The organism is Nitrobacter vulgaris (assembly GCF_031453995.1).
GTDB lineage: Bacteria > Pseudomonadota > Alphaproteobacteria > Rhizobiales > Xanthobacteraceae > Nitrobacter > Nitrobacter vulgaris.
In genome coordinates this window covers 193,157-211,770 of the sequence record NZ_JAVDPZ010000001.1, presented here as the reverse complement: position 1 = coordinate 211,770, position 18,614 = coordinate 193,157, and the positions used below count along the sequence as shown (strand labels likewise).

15 protein-coding genes, 1 tRNA gene and 2 pseudogenes are annotated in these 18,614 nt (G+C 59.2%); 14 read left to right on the top strand and 4 right to left on the bottom strand.

Going from position 1 to position 18,614, the window contains the following annotated elements:
• The first annotated feature begins 200 nt into the window (after positions 1-200).
• The 3 genes from GGQ85_RS00965 (at position 201) to GGQ85_RS00955 (ending at position 1,991) form a co-directional block, all read left to right on the top strand.
• Positions 201-1,091: a hypothetical protein gene (locus GGQ85_RS00965; RefSeq protein WP_309772838.1), complete on the top strand. Its 891-nt coding sequence runs from the start codon at positions 201-203 to the stop codon at positions 1,089-1,091.
• Entirely contained in the window at positions 1,069-1,548 is a 480-nt protein-coding gene (locus GGQ85_RS00960) for an SPOR domain-containing protein (protein ID WP_309772837.1), read from the top strand. Before GGQ85_RS00965 ends, GGQ85_RS00960 begins: the two co-directional genes overlap by 23 nt.
• Before the next feature lie 62 nt (positions 1,549-1,610).
• Positions 1,611-1,991 carry a hypothetical protein gene (locus GGQ85_RS00955; protein WP_309772836.1) on the top strand — a complete coding sequence of 127 codons (381 nt, stop codon included), beginning with the start codon at positions 1,611-1,613 and terminating at the stop codon, positions 1,989-1,991.
• On the opposite strand, the gene GGQ85_RS00950 is transcribed toward GGQ85_RS00955, so the two are convergent.
• The gene (locus tag GGQ85_RS00950) at positions 1,951-3,585 is read right to left on the bottom strand and encodes a glycoside hydrolase family 17 protein (RefSeq protein ID WP_309772835.1); all 1,635 of its coding nucleotides are present in this window, start codon (positions 3,583-3,585) and stop codon (positions 1,951-1,953) included. The two genes, GGQ85_RS00955 and GGQ85_RS00950, sit on opposite strands and share 41 nt — an antisense overlap.
• A gap of 236 nt (positions 3,586-3,821) precedes the next feature.
• Between GGQ85_RS00950 and GGQ85_RS00945 the strand changes: the two genes are divergently transcribed.
• From GGQ85_RS00945 to GGQ85_RS00905, 9 genes are all read left to right on the top strand, one after another.
• Positions 3,822-4,388: a beta-1-3, beta-1-6-glucan biosynthesis protein gene (locus tag GGQ85_RS00945; RefSeq protein ID WP_309772833.1), complete on the top strand. Its 567-nt coding sequence runs from the start codon at positions 3,822-3,824 to the stop codon at positions 4,386-4,388.
• 185 nt (positions 4,389-4,573) lie between these two features.
• Positions 4,574-7,240 (top strand): glycosyltransferase, encoded by a 2,667-nt coding sequence (locus GGQ85_RS00940; RefSeq protein WP_309772831.1) that lies wholly within the window; start codon positions 4,574-4,576, stop codon positions 7,238-7,240.
• Positions 7,241-7,388: 148 nt separating this feature from the next.
• A tRNA-Lys gene (locus GGQ85_RS00935) sits at positions 7,389-7,464 on the top strand.
• 180 nt (positions 7,465-7,644) lie between these two features.
• Complete coding sequence (locus GGQ85_RS00930) at positions 7,645-8,052, top strand: hypothetical protein (protein ID WP_309772829.1); 408 nt, start codon at positions 7,645-7,647, stop codon at positions 8,050-8,052.
• 1,911 nt (positions 8,053-9,963) lie between these two features.
• Positions 9,964-10,290, top strand: coding sequence for a hypothetical protein (locus GGQ85_RS00925; protein ID WP_309772828.1), 327 nt, complete (start codon positions 9,964-9,966; stop codon positions 10,288-10,290).
• Positions 10,291-10,597: 307 nt separating this feature from the next.
• Positions 10,598-10,903 (top strand): hypothetical protein, encoded by a 306-nt coding sequence (locus tag GGQ85_RS00920; RefSeq protein WP_309772826.1) that lies wholly within the window; start codon positions 10,598-10,600, stop codon positions 10,901-10,903.
• Entirely contained in the window at positions 10,900-13,137 is a 2,238-nt protein-coding gene (locus GGQ85_RS00915; RefSeq protein ID WP_309772824.1) for an AAA family ATPase, read from the top strand. Before GGQ85_RS00920 ends, GGQ85_RS00915 begins: the two co-directional genes overlap by 4 nt.
• Positions 13,138-13,335: 198 nt before the next feature.
• Positions 13,336-13,671 carry a hypothetical protein gene (locus GGQ85_RS00910; protein ID WP_309772822.1) on the top strand — a complete coding sequence of 112 codons (336 nt, stop codon included), beginning with the start codon at positions 13,336-13,338 and terminating at the stop codon, positions 13,669-13,671.
• 256 nt (positions 13,672-13,927) lie between these two features.
• Complete coding sequence (locus GGQ85_RS00905; protein WP_309772819.1) at positions 13,928-14,902, top strand: site-specific integrase; 975 nt, start codon at positions 13,928-13,930, stop codon at positions 14,900-14,902.
• Between the two features lie 1,315 nt (positions 14,903-16,217).
• Here GGQ85_RS00905 and GGQ85_RS00900 read toward each other — a convergent pair.
• From GGQ85_RS00900 to GGQ85_RS20780, 3 genes and pseudogenes are all read right to left on the bottom strand, one after another.
• A complete protein-coding gene (locus GGQ85_RS00900; RefSeq protein ID WP_309772818.1) occupies positions 16,218-16,547 on the bottom strand; it encodes a hypothetical protein in 330 nt (109 codons plus the stop codon).
• 25 nt (positions 16,548-16,572) lie between these two features.
• Positions 16,573-16,855 (bottom strand): annotated as a pseudogene (locus GGQ85_RS00895) (transposase); the annotation flags it as partial.
• Entirely contained in the window at positions 16,854-17,201 is a 348-nt protein-coding gene (locus GGQ85_RS20780; RefSeq protein ID WP_374708831.1) for a transposase, read from the bottom strand. The pseudogene GGQ85_RS00895 and the gene GGQ85_RS20780, both read right to left, overlap by 2 nt.
• A 22-nt stretch (positions 17,202-17,223) precedes the next feature.
• Here GGQ85_RS20780 and GGQ85_RS00890 point away from each other — a divergent pair.
• A pseudogene (locus GGQ85_RS00890) lies at positions 17,224-17,484 on the top strand (transposase); the annotation flags it as partial.
• Between the two features lie 73 nt (positions 17,485-17,557).
• A complete protein-coding gene (locus tag GGQ85_RS00885; RefSeq protein WP_309772815.1) occupies positions 17,558-18,520 on the top strand; it encodes a hypothetical protein in 963 nt (320 codons plus the stop codon).
• Positions 18,521-18,614: the final 94 nt, after the last annotated feature.

Genomic DNA, 18,614 nt, shown 5'->3' with positions numbered 1-18,614 from the left:
CAACAGACGTTTTTAGGTGGGTGAGCCAGCCTAAGCTGTTGCAGAAGGCTTTGAGTGTTCGTTCTCGTGGTTAGCGCATCAAACGTCGCCGTCATTAAGCTTTTTTTGTCGAAAGTGAAAACCGCCAACCTCCCTGAGATCGAGCAGGTTTCCTGTTAACATCCGGACATGATTCGGAGCGGGGGCCCGGCGTCATCGTTATGGCGAAGAATCAGAATGGTTTAGCCGAAGGCGTGCAGGCCACCGAAAGCGGTGGCTGGCCGGGCGGCTTTCTTGCCGAAGAGGAAGGATTCGACCGCCGCGCTTTATTGCGGCTCGGATTCTGGGGCGTCGGGTCAGTCGGGGCCGTAATCGTCGCTCTCCTGGCTTACAATTCCGGTGCGGGTATCCGGCCCCACCAAGTCGTCGCCACCGATCTCGCAAAGCAATCGTCACATTTGGAGATTGCGGAAGCGGCCAAGAAGGAAATAAGACGACTTTCGTCCGCTATCGACACATTGAACGGTGATCGCGACCGGCTGTTTGCCCGTATCGCCGCGCTCGAACAGGGATTCGAATCCGTCACCGGCTCCATTAGCCGGAACGCGGCGCGAGGAACCGACGCCGTAACGATTACGGCCTCCATGCCGCCGGCTATTGAGCCCGATCCAGCCAGACAACCGGACTCATCGGGTTTAGACGCATCGACAACCAGAAATGCTTCTACGGATGCGCCTCTCTCTGCACCGGTTGCTTCCACCACCGCGGCGGCGGTGAAGCCCCTGGTCGCCACCCCCTCCCCCGCGGATGCTTCATCGAGGTCCGCAAACATTCAGCCAACACCCTCTCCCACCGCAGGTTCGTCGTTCACGCCGACCACGCATGGAAAGGAGTCATCCGCGGCGGTTGCGACACCCATCGCGCCTGAAGCCGCAGCACAGCCCGCGCCGGCCGCACATGATCCGCCCGCAACACTGCCTCGCGGACAAGATCAAACGGCAACCCGAGGGACCGAAACCGAACCCGAGCGAAACCTTGATCATAAGGAAGCGCAAATCGTAGCTGCCTCCATTCCTACGATCGCATGCCGTGCAGCCACATTCATACCCTAGCCCCGTTCCGGCGCCGCGCACCGATTTCGGCGTCAATCTCGGAAGCGCGAGTTCGATCAAAGGTTTGCGAGCGCTTTGGCAAGGCCTTCTGAAATTAGAGGCAAAAGAACTGACTCCGCTGCATCCGATCATCGTGCTGAAGGAAACCAACAACGGGAGCGGCACGCAGATGCGCCTGGTCGCCGGGCCGCTGGCCGACGCGGCAGCCGCGGCGAGGATTTGCGCTGTGCTATCCGAGAACGGCAGAACCTGCGATACCGCCGTTTTCGACGGCCAGCGCCTTCTCGAAGACAGCAAAGACAACGATATTGCCCTCGCAACAAAAAGGCCGAACGCAGCGCACGCGTCGCGACATCGGTATAGCCGGAAGTCGACAAGCGTCGAAGCACCGGCTCCACCCCCGCCCTTGCCCCTGCCGCCAAAGCCGTCGACATTCGGTGCTTCCGTTTCACACTGATGCATCCGGAAAGGGCCGGATTTCGGGTTGTGGGGTCCACAGATCCGGATCATATTCACGCGATGAAAAAAGATCCGTTCCGACTGACGGCTTATCAGGTGCAATGGCTGCTGATCGTGGGCTTCTTGAGCGTCGGTTACGCGCTCTATCTTCGTTATCTTGCGATCGAGCTGTCTACGGTATCACTGGCTTGCGACGCCGGCCTGCAAACCATGCTGTGCAGGGGCCGAAGCGTCGCAACGTATCTGTTTCGCAACCATGTCTTCGGCATTACGGCGCTGGTCGTCGCAGTGCTGCATGTGATCCGGCCGTCGATCGTGCTGTTGACCGCGGGGCTCGTCGCCGCCGGCGTCGGAATCGTACTCTATAATGTCGGCCTTTCGGGTCTTGCAATCGGCCTGCTTATTCTGGGGTTTGCGCGGCCCGCGCCCGCCACAGCGTAATCCCAAGCACGGCGTACATCAGACAGGTCCAAAGCGACTGCCAGTTCTTCGGACCTTCGTTAAATCCGACATAAACCGCAGCAATCATCAGTAGACCGGCAAAAACCGATTCCGCGACGGGTCGAACGCCGACGAGCGGACGATTGAGCCATGCCAACGCCCAGAACGGCACCACGGCCATTGCCAGCGCAGCGAAGGGAAAATCCCGGTACCGTGGATCGAAGACGAAGCCAAGCGCCGTCTCCGCCGCGATCAAGGTGGTTACGAGCAGCGTAATTCCCAGCATCACCGTCAGCACCGAGCCGGTGCGGCCCGGGCGGGGACCGATCAATTCGACGAACGTCGGCAGCGCGCGTCCCGACATCAGGGCGTTCGCACCCAGTAACGGAGAGACGACTCCCGCCGCCAGCAGCAGACCCCAGCGCAGCGAGTTGCCTAGTCCGTAACTCTCTTGACACAGCTTGTCTGCGGCAACTCCGAGCAGGATTCCCGCCGAGGTCGCCGAGACCGCGACCGCGATCCAGGACATCCACCGCGGTTTCCAAGGCTTCCGCCGCAACGTCAACATGGCGACCGCGAAAACAAGGACACACAATCCCATTCCCGTGGCCATCTGGATTTTCCAGAGTGGGAAATTGCGGACGGGTTCGCCGGCTGGATATTTCAGCATACGCCGGGTGGCCTCGATCAAGCCCCAGTTGCCGCCGACCGTGCCCTCAAGCTGGCGTTTCCATGGCTGGTCGTAGGCCTCGATCAGGTTGACGCGAAATTTTTCGCGCTGCGCCATGTCGAGAATTTCGGACACCACACGCGCTTGATTGGCCCGAGAGGGCAGCGCGCCCTCCCGCATCCGGCCGGCGCTCGGCCATCCGGTTTCGCCGATCAGGATTTCCTTGGCGGGAAAGGCCGCGGCGACTTGCTTTCGAATGGCGCCGATATGCGCGGCTGCGTTACGCGCGCGAATCGGAAAATCCTCCCAGTAGGGCAGGATGTGGATGGTAACGAAATCGACAGCGTCATAGACCTCGCGGTTGCGCAACCAGTATTCCCAGACATCCGCATAGGTCACCGGCACCGTCACCTGTGACTTCACCAGCCGGATGTTCGCTGTCAGATCGGAGGCCGTCATTTCCCCGCGCAGCAGAACCTCGTTGCCGACCACGATCGCGGTGATGACGTCGGGATACTCCTTCGCAAGACGGATCGCGATGTTGATTTGGGCGAGATTCTTCAGCCGGTTATTGCCGAGCCAGATGCCCTGGATGACCTTGAGGTCAACCTTCTTGGCAAGAGCGGGCAGCCGGTCGAGGCCGTTTTCGATCGAGTAGGTCCTGACGCACTTCGAGATCTTGGCCAATTGGGCAAGATCTTCAGCAATCTGCTCAGGCGCAATCTCGGTTGTGGCGACCAGTGGGGTCTGCTGACCCCGGAACGGTGCATAGGATACGCATTCCAGTTTCGCTGCCGGGTCGATCGGAGCCCGCGCAAGCTGGATCGGCGCGGCGAGCCACCACCACACTGCCGCGATCAAACCTAGCGAAATGATGAGAAGCGCCAGTGGCGTACGAAATGAAATCGGCCCTATCCTCCGCAAGAGTCGTCCGATTAGCTTGTCGGGGCCTTTCTGCCAAGAGCAGCCGCCTTCCGACCACAATCATTCAGGCCACGTGTTACCCCGATGCAGTCAAGCCGCTCGTCTGCTGGACAAAATCCAAAATCTCCGTCATTTGGGAATCCTGATGGAGCGACCGGGGCGCCTCGCCGCATTGGGGACCAATTTGCCCGTCATCTGATTGCGCGGTTGCGGCGGGCAAGAGTCGGGGGACTTTCATGCGTCGAATGCTGTTTGGGTTTGAGAAAGCGTTGTTGCGTGGTCTTGCCGTTTCCGGCTTCGCCTTGCTGTTCAGCATCGGCGGAGCGATCGCGCAAAGCGGCGATCTTCGAGCTCAGGATCAAAACAAGCCAGCCGCGGGGAGCGCGACAAATGGAGCCGACGGCGCCAAAGACAGTCAGCGCAAAACCGACGAATTCGTCGAAGCCGCGCGCGTCATTGATGGTCCGGCAGGAAATCCGGAATGCGTCTGGCTCGGCCGACGCGTAGTTCTTCTGATGTGGCGCGATGACCTGGATACGGCCTTCCGTCATCTCGATCTCTACGATCGCTTCGGATGCCCGGGTGGTCACGTCCAGGCGGCATTCCGTTGTCTGGTCCGGTTCGGACCTATTGACCCCAAGGCGCCCGATGCGCTGAGCGGCCGCGTTCATACCTGCTGGATCAATCCGGATGCACAACCGTCCGAGCCTGGCGCTGAGGCTTCTTCCCCGGCAACTAATCCCGCGCCCGCGACTCCCCCTCCACCGAAGCCGGCTCCAGCTCCCGCCGCGCCGAAGAAATAATTGCCGCTGCGACCGCCAAGAACGATACTGGATTTTCGAGGCTAAAGCGCGGAACCGCCCTCAAAACGCCATGGCGTCATACCAGTTGTAAAATTATGTCGCAGAATTATGTCTGCTGATGTGTCGGTCGGACCTAGGGGCAGGTCCGCGTTTCTGGCAGGCACGCCCCTCATGGTTTAGTCGCGATGCGCGCCGTCGTCGCCGTTCTAGTACTTGTGACCGCTGCACATGCTGCACTCTGGGGAGTTCTTCAGGACAGGCAGCCGGCTCCCGACTTCAAGGGTGTTCTGAGCAGCGTCTCCTACGCGCCCTTCGAAGGCACCGCTCATCCGGACGTCGATAATATCCCTACCGGCGAGAAAATCCGGTCCGACATGAAGGCGCTGGCGCCCCTGACCCGCGCGATCCGCCTGTATTCGTCAACCGGCGGCGTGGAGCTTGTGCCCCCCATTGCCAATGAATTCGGCCTCAAGGTCATGGTCGGCGCGTGGATCGATAAGTTTGTCGAGCGTAACGAGCGCGAGATGCTCGCCGCCATCGATCTCGCCAAACACAACGGTAACGTCAATGGCATCGTCGTCGGCAACGAAACGATCTATCGAGGTGACCAAAAGGTTTCAGATCTCATCAAGCTCATTCAGCACGTAAAAGGTTCCGTAAATATACCGGTTACGACAGGTGAAATCTGGAACATCTGGCTCGAGCATCCTGAACTTGCATCGTCGGTCGACTTCATCGCCGCACACATCCTGCCCTATTGGGAAGGCTTTTCGAGCAAGCAGGCCGTTGATCAGGCTCTCATCATCTATCAAAAGCTGCGCGACGCCTTTCCCGGCAAACGGATCGTAATCGCCGAGTTCGGCTGGCCGAGCGCCGGATACAATCTCAGGAACGCCGATCCTGGGCCGTTCCAGCAAGCGGCCACGCTTCGCAATTTTGTGGCCAAGGCCCAGTCGATCGGCATGGAGTACAACATTGTCGAAGCCATCGACCAGCCCTGGAAGTTTTTCGAAGGTGGCGTCGGCCCGTACTGGGGCATCCTCAACGCGGATCGCGAACCGAAATTTTCCTGGAGCGGCCCTGTCGTCAATGAAGCCTACTGGAAACTTGCCGGCATCGCACTTTTGATCGGCGTCCTGCTGTCCTTGCCCATTCTGCGACTCGTCCGTCCCACCGTGATGCAGGCTGTGCTGCTGTCGGCAGCCGCCAACGGAGTCGGCGCCTGGGTTGCGACGGTTTTCGCCTACTGGACCGGCCATTACTTCGTTTTGGGCTCGGCTTTCGCACTAATGCTCGGGTTGATTTTGCTTGTACCGCTGATCCTGATCGCGATGGCCCGCATCGAGGAGATCGCGACAGTGGCATTCGGTGAGCGCCCGCGGCGGTTGATTACCAAGGAGGCGGTGGCCGTCCAGGCGGCCACCGACGCACCGCTGCCCAAAGTCTCGATTCACGTGCCCGCATATTTCGAGCCGCCCGAGATGCTTAAGCAGACGCTCGACGCAGTCTCGCGCCTCGACTATCCGAATTTCGAATGCGTCGTCATCATCAACAACACACCCGACCCAGCCTTCTGGCAACCCATCCAGGATCACTGCCGCGCGCTTGGTGAACGATTCAAGTTCATCAACGCCGAAAAGGTTGAGGGCTTCAAGGCGGGAGCGCTGCGCATCGCCATGGAGCGCACCGCCGCTGACGCCGAGATCATCGGCGTCATCGATGCCGACTATGTGGTGCAGTCCGACTGGTTGAAGGATCTGGTGCCGGCCTTCAACGATTCCAGCGTCGGTCTCGTTCAGGCGCCGCAGGATCACCGCGACGGTGACCGCTCGTTGATGCACTACGTCATGAACGGAGAATATGCCGGCTTCTTCGACATCGGCATGGTCCAGCGCAACGAAGCCAACGCGATCATCGTTCATGGCACGATGTGTCTGATCCGCCGTGCCGCGATGGACATGGCCGGCGGCTGGGCCGGAGACACGATTTGCGAGGATACTGACCTCGGGCTCGCGATTGCCCAGCATGGCTGGGTCACGCACTACACCAACACCCGTTACGGCTACGGCCTGCTCCCGGACACCTACGAAGCCTTCAAGAAGCAGCGGCATCGCTGGGCGTATGGCGGCTTCCAGATCGTCAAGAAGCACTGGCGTCGCTTTCTGCCGGGCGCGAGCCGCCTGTCGCAAGAACAGAAACGCGAATTTACCCTGGGCTGGCTCAACTGGCTGGGCGCTGAAAGCCTCGGCGTCGTGGTTGCGATCCTGAACCTGATCTGGGTGCCGATCGTCGCCTTCGCCGACATCGCCATCCCCGACAAGATCCTGACATTGCCAATCATTGCTGCGTTCGTTGTGTCTCTGCTCCATTTTCTGGCGCTGTATCGCCTTCGTGTGCCGATAAAAACTGCGCAGATGTTGGGAGCGATGGTAGCGGCCATGTCAGTGCAGTGGACCGTATCGCGAGCGGTCGCACAGGGACTTATCACGGAGCACCTTGCCTTCGCCCGGACCTCGAAGGGCGGGCTGTCGCGGATGTCGATTGAGTTTCAAGCATTCTGGGAGGCGGTGATCGGCGTTCTCTTGTTGGTCGGGGCCGCGGTGCTGATCGCATCCAACCAGCACAAGGAAGTCACCGAAATCTACATCTTTGCAGGCGTGCTGATGCTCCAGAGCCTACCGTTCCTGTCAGCGGTCGCCATTGCCATCCTTGAGACATCACGCATCAACCAGTTTTCATTCTGGCGCAATGCCCGTATCCGCAGCGCCGAATTGATCGGACTGCGGCCGGCTCCAATGCCGACAGGCGGGTCGTCGCCCGTCGGCTCAGAGATTCAGCGCGAAACAACCTGATCCGGCCGGCATCCACCGTTTGTAGGCTGCTGAAAAGTTTTGTCTCTAAGACCCGGATTTGGATGGGTTAATTGTGTTGTGCATTATCCCGCGCAGGCACGGGCGCTATTGACCAGCGCGGACTGGCCCCCTACACAGCGCGACATGTGAGCGCGTAGCTCAGGTGGTAGAGCACGTGACTTTTAATCATGGGGTCGAGGGTTCGAGTCCCTCCGCGCTCACCATGTAAACTCTACCAAACGCTCACTTCTTCAACCGCAGCCCCGCTGCGCGACTGCAGGTGGTTGGCAACATTAGGTGGTTGGTTGGCAAACTTCTGTTCTCGCGCCGTTCTACTCTCGTTGACCAGCGGTCGAGACGCATCAATTCTAGCGGCTTGCGGACGGGTGGTAACGCGCTCCAGCTTGAGGGGTTATCTCCCCGCGCCAGACCACGAAAACACCATCGCGCTGATCCGCGACCTCAAAGGTAAATTCGGGATCCAGATCGGCGCGCGGCCGATCATGGCGATCGTGCCGGAGGTGGCGGATGCGCTTTACGAGCTGGTGCGATCGACGTCGGTCCGCAAAGGCAAGAACGAGCGGCCGCGCACCGCCGAGATGGTGGCTGCGGTCAGCCGATGCTGGGAAGTGATACGGCGGTTGCCTCCCGGCCCGTTCAACAAGGAGGTCTGTCCCTGGGGAAGGCGTGGCGATGAGACGCCGGCGCTTGGCCACAAAACCGGCCGCGACACGCGATTATGTCTACCCTCGTCGGGCGCGGTGAACGTCGGGCATTTCGATGCCGCAAGCGGCCGCGGTGATCTGCTTTGAATGGCTGCAACCCGGAGAAAGTGCTGGCGGGGCTATGTCAGCTGGAATGGCTACCGCGGCAAGAGCGGTCCTACCCAGATCCGGATCGAGCACTGCAAGACCGGCGAAATGGCGTTGCACCCTCGGGAAGCGACCGTGGGGCAAGGTCCCCACCTTGTTTTACGAGGAAGCGAGGAGATCCTATCGCGGGTGCCGAGATCTTCCGGGAAATGGTGAAATTTCTGAAGACAGCCGGAATGTTGATGCTGGGTTTGGATCCATCGCGCACCGCCGCCGCCGCCCGTGCTTTTACAATCAAGGCTATGGGGTCCGACCCCTCTATGCGCGTCTCCTGGACGACAGGGCCCATTACCCCGATACGATGGATGAACGGCGATGCGCTTGGTCTCGATTGTTGGCGTGTTCCGGCTGGCGCGCTTTCTTGCCACGATGGTTACGTGTCACCTTCGCCTAGCCAGGCGAGGCCACTTGGGTGGACCATGAATGCAATTGAAATCCTTCGGCGATGATCTTACATTGTCGGTACTGGCTGACTGGCGCGCCACTGGCCATTCCCTAGCAGCAAGTCTTGCCCCTCCGCGGTCCAGGGTCCGCACGATTCGACCTAGCGTCCGGAGATCACCATGGGCCTCGCCATCGAAAAATCCTCCAGTGACGATTCTGCGCGCTTCACAGATCGCGTGCTTTTTCGTTGCCCTGCCTCATTGCCACCCGCGATCAATCGCGCGGCCGCAAAAAATCTCATGACCGTTTCCGAGTATGTTCGGCGCAGCGTCATCGATCGGCTTAAGGCTGACGGAATTGATCCGGCGACGTTCGCGGGAGTTTTGTAACTGGCTACACCCCGATCGACGCAATCTCCGTTCCAAAAAATAATGTCAGAGTGGTAGGACCGCCCTAGCCCGCGATCCGCTGCCACCAGGACTGCGGCTTCTCGCTTGTACGGGTATTCCTCTGCAAGCTGTTTGATCAGGCGGATGGCCGCGAGGTTTTGGCAAACCTTCTGCTGCTTGCCGCCCTCGCCGATCTCGTCCTTGTGGCCGATGACAAAATTGTCGGCGATCTGCGTTGCAGGAGTGGCCGCCGAGTGTGACGGCTCCTCGTTCTTTACTTGGTTTTCGATCCGCTCGGGTGCGGGATTTCGATTTCCCTCGCCCGCTCCGCGTCGCCGCGTGCAGGGTCTCTGTTGCCGTCGCCGGCGGGCTCGGGCGCCACTCGTGGGCTTCGCGCTGGATCATTTCTGTCAGGCTGCCGGCTTCCAGCGGGAATAGATGCCGCTCCCGCACGGTTTCCCACGCTCCCTGTAGGTCGTAGCCTGCTTCCTGGAGTTCCGTCAGCTCCCGGTACGCGGCGTCCTGGCGGGCGACATCTTGGAGTATTCCGGCTGGACGTGGCCGGGGTAGACAGCCCCGAGACGGTGCGTCCGGCCGTCACCAGCTTATTGGCGAGGCTCCGGGACGACGAGGCCGGAGTGTTTCTCCCTTCGCCTCCGGCGCGGGCAGCGCGGCCGCATTGGCCTCCGCTGCCGCCTCGTCGACCGGCCCGGTAGTCCGGACGCCTCCTGCGATCGGTGGCGATCTCCATGCCGCTACGAAAAGGGCGCGGATCCTGAGGGTTCTTCTGGCACGAGCCGCGGGTTTGGAACGCCCCCGCTCTCTGCAAAGCTGCGTGTCCCAGGTGCCAAGGATGCTCGCATCAGCAACATCGCCACGGATGCGGCCTTACCGACATAGCGTGAATTTTTTTAATTAGAGGCAAGAAAAGCAGCTGCGCGGAGGACTTCCTTACCAATGAGCAAGTATTCATGGCTTGACGGCCTTTACCAGCCAATCCCTGAAGCAGCTGTGTAATACCGGGGAACGCTGCTGGCTGCTATTGTGCGCACATAACAGGTACGGCATAATCCCATCTATGATAGGTGATTTGCCAGATTCGGCCCCCGCGCCAGCAGCAGCGGACAAAGCGGAAGCGAAATCGGTTCCCGTTTCGGTGATGCTCAATGAACGCAAGGCGAAGCAGGCCGCCGAGGAAGAGCGTGATCGCGCGATGGAAACGACGCGCAAGCAAAGTGACCGCATCAAATCACAGCAAACGCAGATCGAAGAACTTAACGGCACGATCCTGTCCCTGGAAGCCCGCGTCCAAGAACTTGAAACCCAGCTGCCGCCACGCCTCGGGTTGCGCCCCATGGCATCCCTGGCTGATTACGACAGGTTGGTGAATCGAAAACTTCCGTAGGGACCAACGGCACGGGTCCACAGCGCCGCCGGCTGACTTCGGGCGACACGCAGGGCCGGCGAAATTGGTCCAGGGTGCCGCCTACCCAAAAGAGCGTTACGTGAGGGCCCGCGATAGTGGCCTTGTGGTTGCCGCCAGCCACGTTTGATGGGCGTTCCGCTGCCGCCGGGCGTAACCGGGCGACTTCGTGGTCAGACCGACGATACCGGACTGTTTCGTGTCGTAGCGACGAGACGCTGCGCGGCGAGCAATCGCTGTTCACCCGAAACTGAACCGTTCACGCGCCATTGAGCGCGGTCGAGGTCCTATGACTACGCAGCAGCACGCCAATGCGAGCGCGCGGGCATACTCACAGCCGCCGTCTCGAACGACGGACGCCAATATTGTGGTGTCCGAATTTCCCCTCAATGCTTACCAGCGATTTCGCGCCGAAATCGTGATGCGCAATGGAAAACCAACCGTTGCGCTTAGCCGATGGAAAATCACCGCAGCAGGAGCCCGCCGGACTGGCCAAACGTTTGAGTTTGGCGCGCACCGGATCGCGGCCATTGCGGGGCTGTTAGCCGAGGTTCAGAGGGTTGTGGACACCCTCAACGAAGCGGAGGCGTCATGACCCCCATCTTCGAAGTAAAAAGCCAGCGCGACGGCTGCAACCATGGCGCAGGGCAGCGTCTGGACTTCGCCGCCATCAAAGCTGCATCAGTGGGCTCAATCGAAAGCCTCATTCGCCGCTGGCTCCCAGCTGGCTATCGCCGAGGCGATGAGTGGGTTGCCGTCAATCCCACGCGTGGCGACAAGAAAGCCGGCAGTTTTAGCATCAGCTTGCGCAGCGGTGTTTGGAGCGATTTTGCGACCGGCGAGTCCGGTGGCGACATGATCGATCTCTACAGTTACCTCAATGGGGTAACTCTACTGGAAGCCGCGAAGGCGGTTGACAATATTCTTGGCGTCAGCCGCACACCGCGGACGGCAAAAATCCATGCGCTGCCCCTGGCCAAGCCGATCTCTGCTGTCATGAGCCCGCTGGACACTCTCCGGGATCCTGCCGGCTTTCCGGCTCGCACGTTGCCGGACCATGAAGGAAAGCCACGCTTCGAGAAGGCCGGTGAGGAAGGTCCGCCGCATCACAACGATGAGGCCCGCCGGCATGTGTACACAGTGGGTACGACCGGCGTTCGCATTAAAATAATCCGCCGCAACCATGCTGGCGCGCTCAATTGGTACCGTGTGACGTGCGCTGATGGTGTGACGGGCTGGCAACTTCGAAAACCAAGTGGCTACAGGGAGGCGCCGTTCGTCGGCGTGTCGGACGGGTTCGATCGTAACCCGTTCGATCCGTCGCAATCAGACAATGCCCTTTATTGGACAGAAGGCGAAAAGGACGCTGACACCCTTCGCTCGCGGGGCGCCCTCGCCTTCACTTTTGGCGGGGTTGGCGACGGCCTTCCCTCCGGTTGCGAAGAATATGTCCGCGGTCGCGATGTGATCGTTGTCGCTGACAACGATCAGCCTGGATGTGACCACGCCGAGAAGAAGGCTGCGCTGGCGGTCCTGGTTGCCAAAAGTGTCCGCGTAATCCACTTCCCGGAATTGCCGCCGAAAGGCGATGTGACGGACTGGATACAGCGCGACGGCACGCTTGGCGCTCTCGAAAAAATTGTCGCTGAAACTCCAGTGTACACCCCTGCCATAATGGCAAATGTGGCCAGGAACTCGATCAAGGCCACTCCGTACGCCTGGACAGATCCGGCAACAATTCCGCGCCGCGATTTCATCTATGGCCGGCACCTAATCCGGAAATTCGTCAGCGCAACTATCGCGCCGGGTGGCGTCGGAAAGTCGAGCCTGATCGTCACCGAGTCGCTGGCGATGGTTTCGGGCAAGCCTCTTTTGGGTGTGCAGCCGGCCTGCCGTCTTCGGGTCTGGCTATGGAATTTGGAGGATCCGCACGAAGAAATCGTCCGGCACGTCCAAGCCACTGCGCAGCACTTTGCGTTGTGCCCTCGTGACATTGAGGGCTACCTGTTTGTCGATAGCGGCCGGGATCAGCGGCTAGTCATCACGCTCACCGACCGATCTGGGACCACAATCTTGGAGCCCATTGTTGACGCCCTGGTTGCCGAACTCGTGGCGCGTGGCATCGATCATATCGTCGTCGATCCATTTGTCTCCTCTCACGACGCCCCGGAAAACGATAACGGTGCCATGGACCGTATCGTCAAGGCTTGGGGACGGGTCGCGCAGAGTGCGAATTGCAGTATCGAACTTGTTCACCACAGCCGGAAATCCTCCGCGGGTGAAGCCGAAACGACCGCGGAATCGGCGCGCGGGGGCAAAGCTCTAACCGATGGCTGCCGAAGCGTCAGGGTCCTCAATCGCATGTCGAAGGCGGAAGGCGAGACTGCGGGCGTAGACGTCCCCCGCAGTTACTTCAGGGTCTTCGTTGACAAAGGCAACCTCGCGCCGCCCGCTGAAACTTCGGACTGGTACCACCTTAAAAGTATCGACATCGGCAACCAGAAGGATGGATATGGGGACAGCGTCGGCGTGGTCGTTCCTTGGCAGTGGCCGGACCTCATGGCGGACGTGACCGTCAGCGACCTGCGGGCGGTGCAAGCCGCCGTCTCCAAGGGCTGCTACAGGGCCCACCCCCAAGCCCGGGATTGGGCAGGTCATGCCCTTGCCGAGGTGCTACGGCTGGATTTGAAAAAGCCGAAGGATAAGCGCAAGGCAAGCCACCTACTAAAGGTCTGGCTGGCTTCCGGGGCGCTCAAGAAGCAGGTCGATAAAGACGACAGGGGCAACGACCGTCCCTTTATCATCGTTGGGGAGTGGGCAAATGCTTGATTTCCCCACCACCCCCACAGGTGAGGTGAGGTCGGTGAGGAAACCGGCTCACAAAGAACACCCCCACCCCACATCCTTATGGGGTGGGGGGGTGTGGTGTGGTGGCAAAGAGCTGCCGAAAACAGGTGGGGATCGGTTTCAAAATCCGGACCCCAGCCTGCCATTTCAGTCCGGCTTTAGGACTGGCGGGGGCGCGGCATGATTGCGCCAACCCCCTCAGATGTTCGCTTCAGGGTGGATCCCGGCGATGTGCCACCCGAGAAAGCCGCACGTCGGCTCCATTTGACAGTCGAGCGATTCAACCAGCTCTTGCCGCGGCTTTTGGCAAGAGGATTTCCAGAAGCCGATCCGGACACGGGTTGTTTCTGCCTGGAGGCCATCGACCAGTGGCGAAAATTACGCACGCCTCAATTGTTCGGATTGACCGACGGCACTCGCGTCGCGCAGGCTGAATCAGCGCAAGGCGCTACCGCCAGCATGGGGGACCGGTTCATTGAGGCCAAGGAGCGGAGGCGGCACCGTGGACCTGCCTAAGTATGTTCGTCCGGTTCATAAGGCGAACGGGCGAACCTTCTATTATTTCGAGAAATTCCGCCGCACCGCGAAACAGTGGCCGCGGGTCCGGTTGCTTGGCACGCCATTGTCCGTGGAGTTCACGACTCGCCTTGCGCAGCTATCTCAGCTCGAAGCCACGCTGCTGGCCTCGACGTGGGAATGGTCATTCCTCGACGCCACCGGCCGTCGGCACACCTTGCCGGATCCGAAAAACGTTGAGGATTTCTGGAAGGCTGTGGACAAGGCCGACGGCATGGGCCGCGCTCTCGCCGCGGGGATCCGTCGAACGTTCTCCGCCCTGATCCTGGAGTTCAGGGAAAGCGCCGCCTATCAAGTAAAATTCGACGCGGAAGGTAACGAGCGGCAAGGCATCGCTGAGAGCACTCAGGAGCAATACGCTCGCAACCTAGATACCATCGAAGAGGCTTGGGGCGATGACCCTGTGGCCAGTCTTGAGGCCTTCGAAATTCAGAAAGTGCTGGATAAGGCGTTTCGCGAGACGCCGGCCGCCGGCCGGGTCTTCCGGTCAACATTGTCGCGCCTGATTTCTTGGGGCATCCCACGTGGTTACCGCTCGGACAATCCCGTCGATCACACCGAGACGCCGGACAGTGCCGGCACATATTCGCCCTGGCCGCCAGAAGCCTTCGAACTGTTTTTTGAACACGCCCGGGTCGATCTGCATCTCGCGGTGTATTCGGGATTGTTCACAGGTCAGCGCAAGGTCGATGTCCTGAAAATGCGGCGCCCCCTCGCCGCCGCCACCGAGATGCCCTTGGTGGCCCAAAAGACGAGCGACCGCGTGCCAGTGCAAATCCACTCTGAATACCGCTCGCTAATCGACGCGGCGCCGGTGGATAGCGACAGTCCGAGTATCGCCTTGCATCTGCGGGCCGACGGCGTCGCCTGGTCGTACGAAGGATTCAAGACCGCGTGGGGTCGCGAACTCGACAAGCCGGAAATGGCATTGTTCCGCCAGCGCCGATGGGTGTTCCACGGCCTCAGGAAAAACGCGGTGAACATGCTCCTAGAGGTCGGATGTTCCGAAGAGCATGTTTCTGCAATCGTCGGGATGTCTGCGGCGATGGTGCATCGATACTCAAAGGAAGTTAGTAAATTTCGGCTCGCGCGCAGCGCCATGAAGCTGCTCGAAAGCGGCTGGGAGTCGCAGCGCATTCACGTGCTGGGGAGCAAGAGAAAGCCCGGCTAAATGGTTGGCAATCCGGGCTGGAGCCGGACTGCGCTTCTATCGCGTTGAAACGATTCCATTATCTGCCGATGCATAGCTGGCCTTGCAGCGATAAACGAACGCCGAGCAACCTTGCTGATCCTCGCGAACTGCGGCGAACCCGTGCGAAAGTTCGCCTCCTGAGCTTGGCCTATCCTCGAAGTCTAAAAGGACTCGCGCGCTCCCTACAGTTACATCGCGAGGCTCGATTGAGAAGACAGTTAGCGATACCAAGGCGGCGCCGATTTTGGTTTTCAGGAGCAGCACGAAGCACGCGACTGCGATCGCCCAGGTGACCGGCCGTCAGGCCGTCCCGACGGAGGGGGATCGACGGTGCCAGCAAAGGCCGGCGCTCGCGATTCGGCGAGATCCCATGGTCGTCAGGAGGTCGGGCCGCCGGCAGAGGAAATTGGTGCGACGGCCCTGCCGACCGCTCAGGTGGTGTGTGCTAGCCGATTCAACGCGATTGTTCGCGAAGTTTCCAAACAGAGTAGGCTGGAGTTCCGGCTTATCCCGCCCGCGGTCGCTGCCGAGATCGACAGCAGCGCGATCTTTTCTCAGTGCCAACTCGCCGCTGGATTTGAATTATAGGCTTAGTCCGAAAAATACACGGGCACGCGACGAATAAAACATTGATATTAAACATATATTTTTGACTTTGGCGCACTAATTTTCGAGTCCCTTTAAGGGATTTCTGGGCAGGTCACCAGGTAGTCATGGTGCGGAAACAGTGCCCATTGTATGCGATGGTCTGCCAAGCCTCCCAACTTGACTGGCCTCGGGGGAACGCGACGCAGCATAAGCGAGACTGGCAGGGCTAGTTTGTGATGAATTCGGGCGATGCTATCGAACAAGACACGGCGGGTATAATCGTGACCAGGAAGCTTAGGATGGGCCCGCGTGAGCGCCATATCGAACGTCGCCATAAGACGAGCCACCGCGCGTTGGCGTCTATGGTGCGTCCCGCTTCTCGAATGGGTCGATGAAACACGCATATCAAACGACCGTTCTTGATCTTAACCGCGGACCAGGGGCGACAGCGCGTGCATTGAGCTTGTGCAGGGGCCTTCCCATTCCCTTGCGGTGCGTTTCGACCTTGCCAATCAAGAAGAGTCAGGCGGCATCAATTGTGACGACCGACCTCCACGCCACCGGAGACTGGTAAGTCCTTGAGGACGCGGGGCCACCCGTCAAGCTACAGAACATTGTGAAGAGATCATCGCAATTCTGCGGTATTATGGCGCAAACGCCACAAGCGAGGGGGACGCGCCGAACCTAGATGGTGCGGCGCTATGAATTACGGGTGCGAGCTAACCACCAGAACCACCGTGTCTGCGTCGTTTATGTCGGCGACCGAATCCCCCAACATTTCAATTCCCACAAGTCTGAAAGCGGTAGCGATATTCTTGGCTCGCTCAGGTGGGTTTTTGGCGTCCTTCATCCAAAGAAAGAGGCCGGTACGATTCAGTGATAGTAACCGATCGCCTTGGGGCACCTCTTCCGCAGCATATCCAGCATCCCTTAGGACTGAAAGAATTTGGTCACTGAATTGGAAGGCCTCGGCATCGCCCATTAGGGCGTTGATGAGAACTTTTCCCTTGTCTTGGAGAGGATTCAAACGATCCAAAATTGCTGTTCGTTGTTCTGGGGACAGCCTGGTTGATACGCTTCATTTCGAAGCGTTCATGCAGGCCGTCCCATGAACCTGGCCTCGTCGGCATGAACGACGGTGCCCTTGGCGATGCGAGCTTTAATGAACGAGGCGGCGCGGCTCTCGCTGCCGAACACAGCCGGTACCGAATTTCCGCCGCGCTCGCGGACGATTACGACCACCTTGCGCTTGCCGCTCTGGTTGCGGGTGTAACGACGGTCATGCCGATCGGCCTTCATATTGGCGGGCTTTACGTAGCCGCCGAAATAGCCGCCATCAACCTCAGCAGTTTTGCCTTCCCCGCCAACAATACGGCCCTTCATTTCCTCTGCCATCGCTTCGCGCAGCTTGTGCAACAGGACGAACGCGCACTTGTGAAATGCAGAGGTCGCGGCTCAGGGCCAGCGCGGACTTGCCCTTAACCTCGTTGCAGAAGATGGCGATGGCAGCGAGGTAGCAGCGCAGCGGGAGCTTATGGCTGGCGAACAGCGTCCCGCTGGTAATCCTGAAATCCTTTCCGCAGCCTTTGCAGCGGAAACGGGGTGCGCCCTTCAAGCGGCGGCAGTCGTAGGCGTCGAGGCTGCCACAATTCGGGCAGACCGGCTCACCGTTGGTTTCGTGCCATCGAATATCGCGGAAAGTCTTCTCAGCATCTCATCAAGAAGCGAATAGCCTTGACGGCGCCTGCACGAACCAAGCTGAGGAATACTTCTCTCGCCTGCGCCGCGCCGAGGTCGGCATTCATCACCATATCGCTGGCGCGTATTTGCTCCGCTATGCCCAGGAAAGCTCATGGCGGGAAGATAACCGGCGCACGTCAAACGGCGAACAGGTGAGCCGACTGGCCGCGCTGGCAATGAACCGTGGAAAGTCGGTGGATTTCAGTGGGTACTGGCAGCGGCGCGCTCAGTAACTGTCTGTTTCAATATTTGCTGGCGTTGTATATTGCACAAGATCAGACAAAAAGGATTTTGGAGGCACCTTAGGTGGATGTTTTATCGAACCTTGCAAATGAACTATCTGCCAAATTTCTGAGTTTCGCAAAAAAGCATTTCAACGCCTCAATGTTTGTAAAGCTTGGATTGGTTTTGGGGGGAGCCACCATAGCTGCAGTTTGTCAGGGAGTAGAATTAGCCCACGCGAACCATGAATTTTCATCATGGAGCATCGCTGGATTTGCCGGAGCTGTTTTGGTTGCAATTGGCGGCGTATTCGTAGCAATGACTGAAACCGATATTGCCACAACGCTCGATGTAGCAAGGAGGGCCATTGATGAAGCTCGGTTGCGCGAACGTCGCATGGAACGGTTCAATGCCGACAGAGCTGTGCTTCGCAAGGAGCTCGACAGAGGTTTAGAGCTATACAATTCAATGGATGTAATGCGCGGGAGCATTGAGCAGTCGCTGGATATTCCGGATGTCGCCGCTGCTAAGATAATTCAAACGTGTTTAGCCGCCGCCCGTAATTCCCTCTTGGTCGCGCTTGATTTTAGCATCGAAGAGACTTGGACAATTTGCGTCTATATGGCGGAGGCAAGCGGAGAATCAGATAAGATCAATTTGCGTTGCATTGCGCACGCTCGCAAAATCGAGTGCGAAATAGAAGAAGCGCGGTTATGGCAGGAGGGCGTCGGCGTTGCTGGCGTTTGTTATTCCATGGGGAACGAAATCATCATCCCCGATATGGCGGCGCCAGAGTTAGGTACTGTTTTCCATCTAGCTGCGAATAACCGCCCATATGACATCGAACGATACCGCTCAATGGCGTCAATCCCGATTTGTATAGGCTCAAGTAAAACTCCTTGGGGAGTTGTTGTGGTGACTACAGACCTACCAGGGCATTTCACAATTGAACCGGCGGACGGCGTATCTACATCAGAACCTGTGAGAGCGATCGCCGCTATGGCAGCCTTGGCTGTTCGAGCTGCGGCGGGGCCAGCGCGCCGGTAACGATGAACCAATGGGTAGTCTGGTTGACCAAAAGATGATTCGACTAAGCTCCCCAATACCACTAGAGTATTGTCAACAGGCAAAAAAACCAATT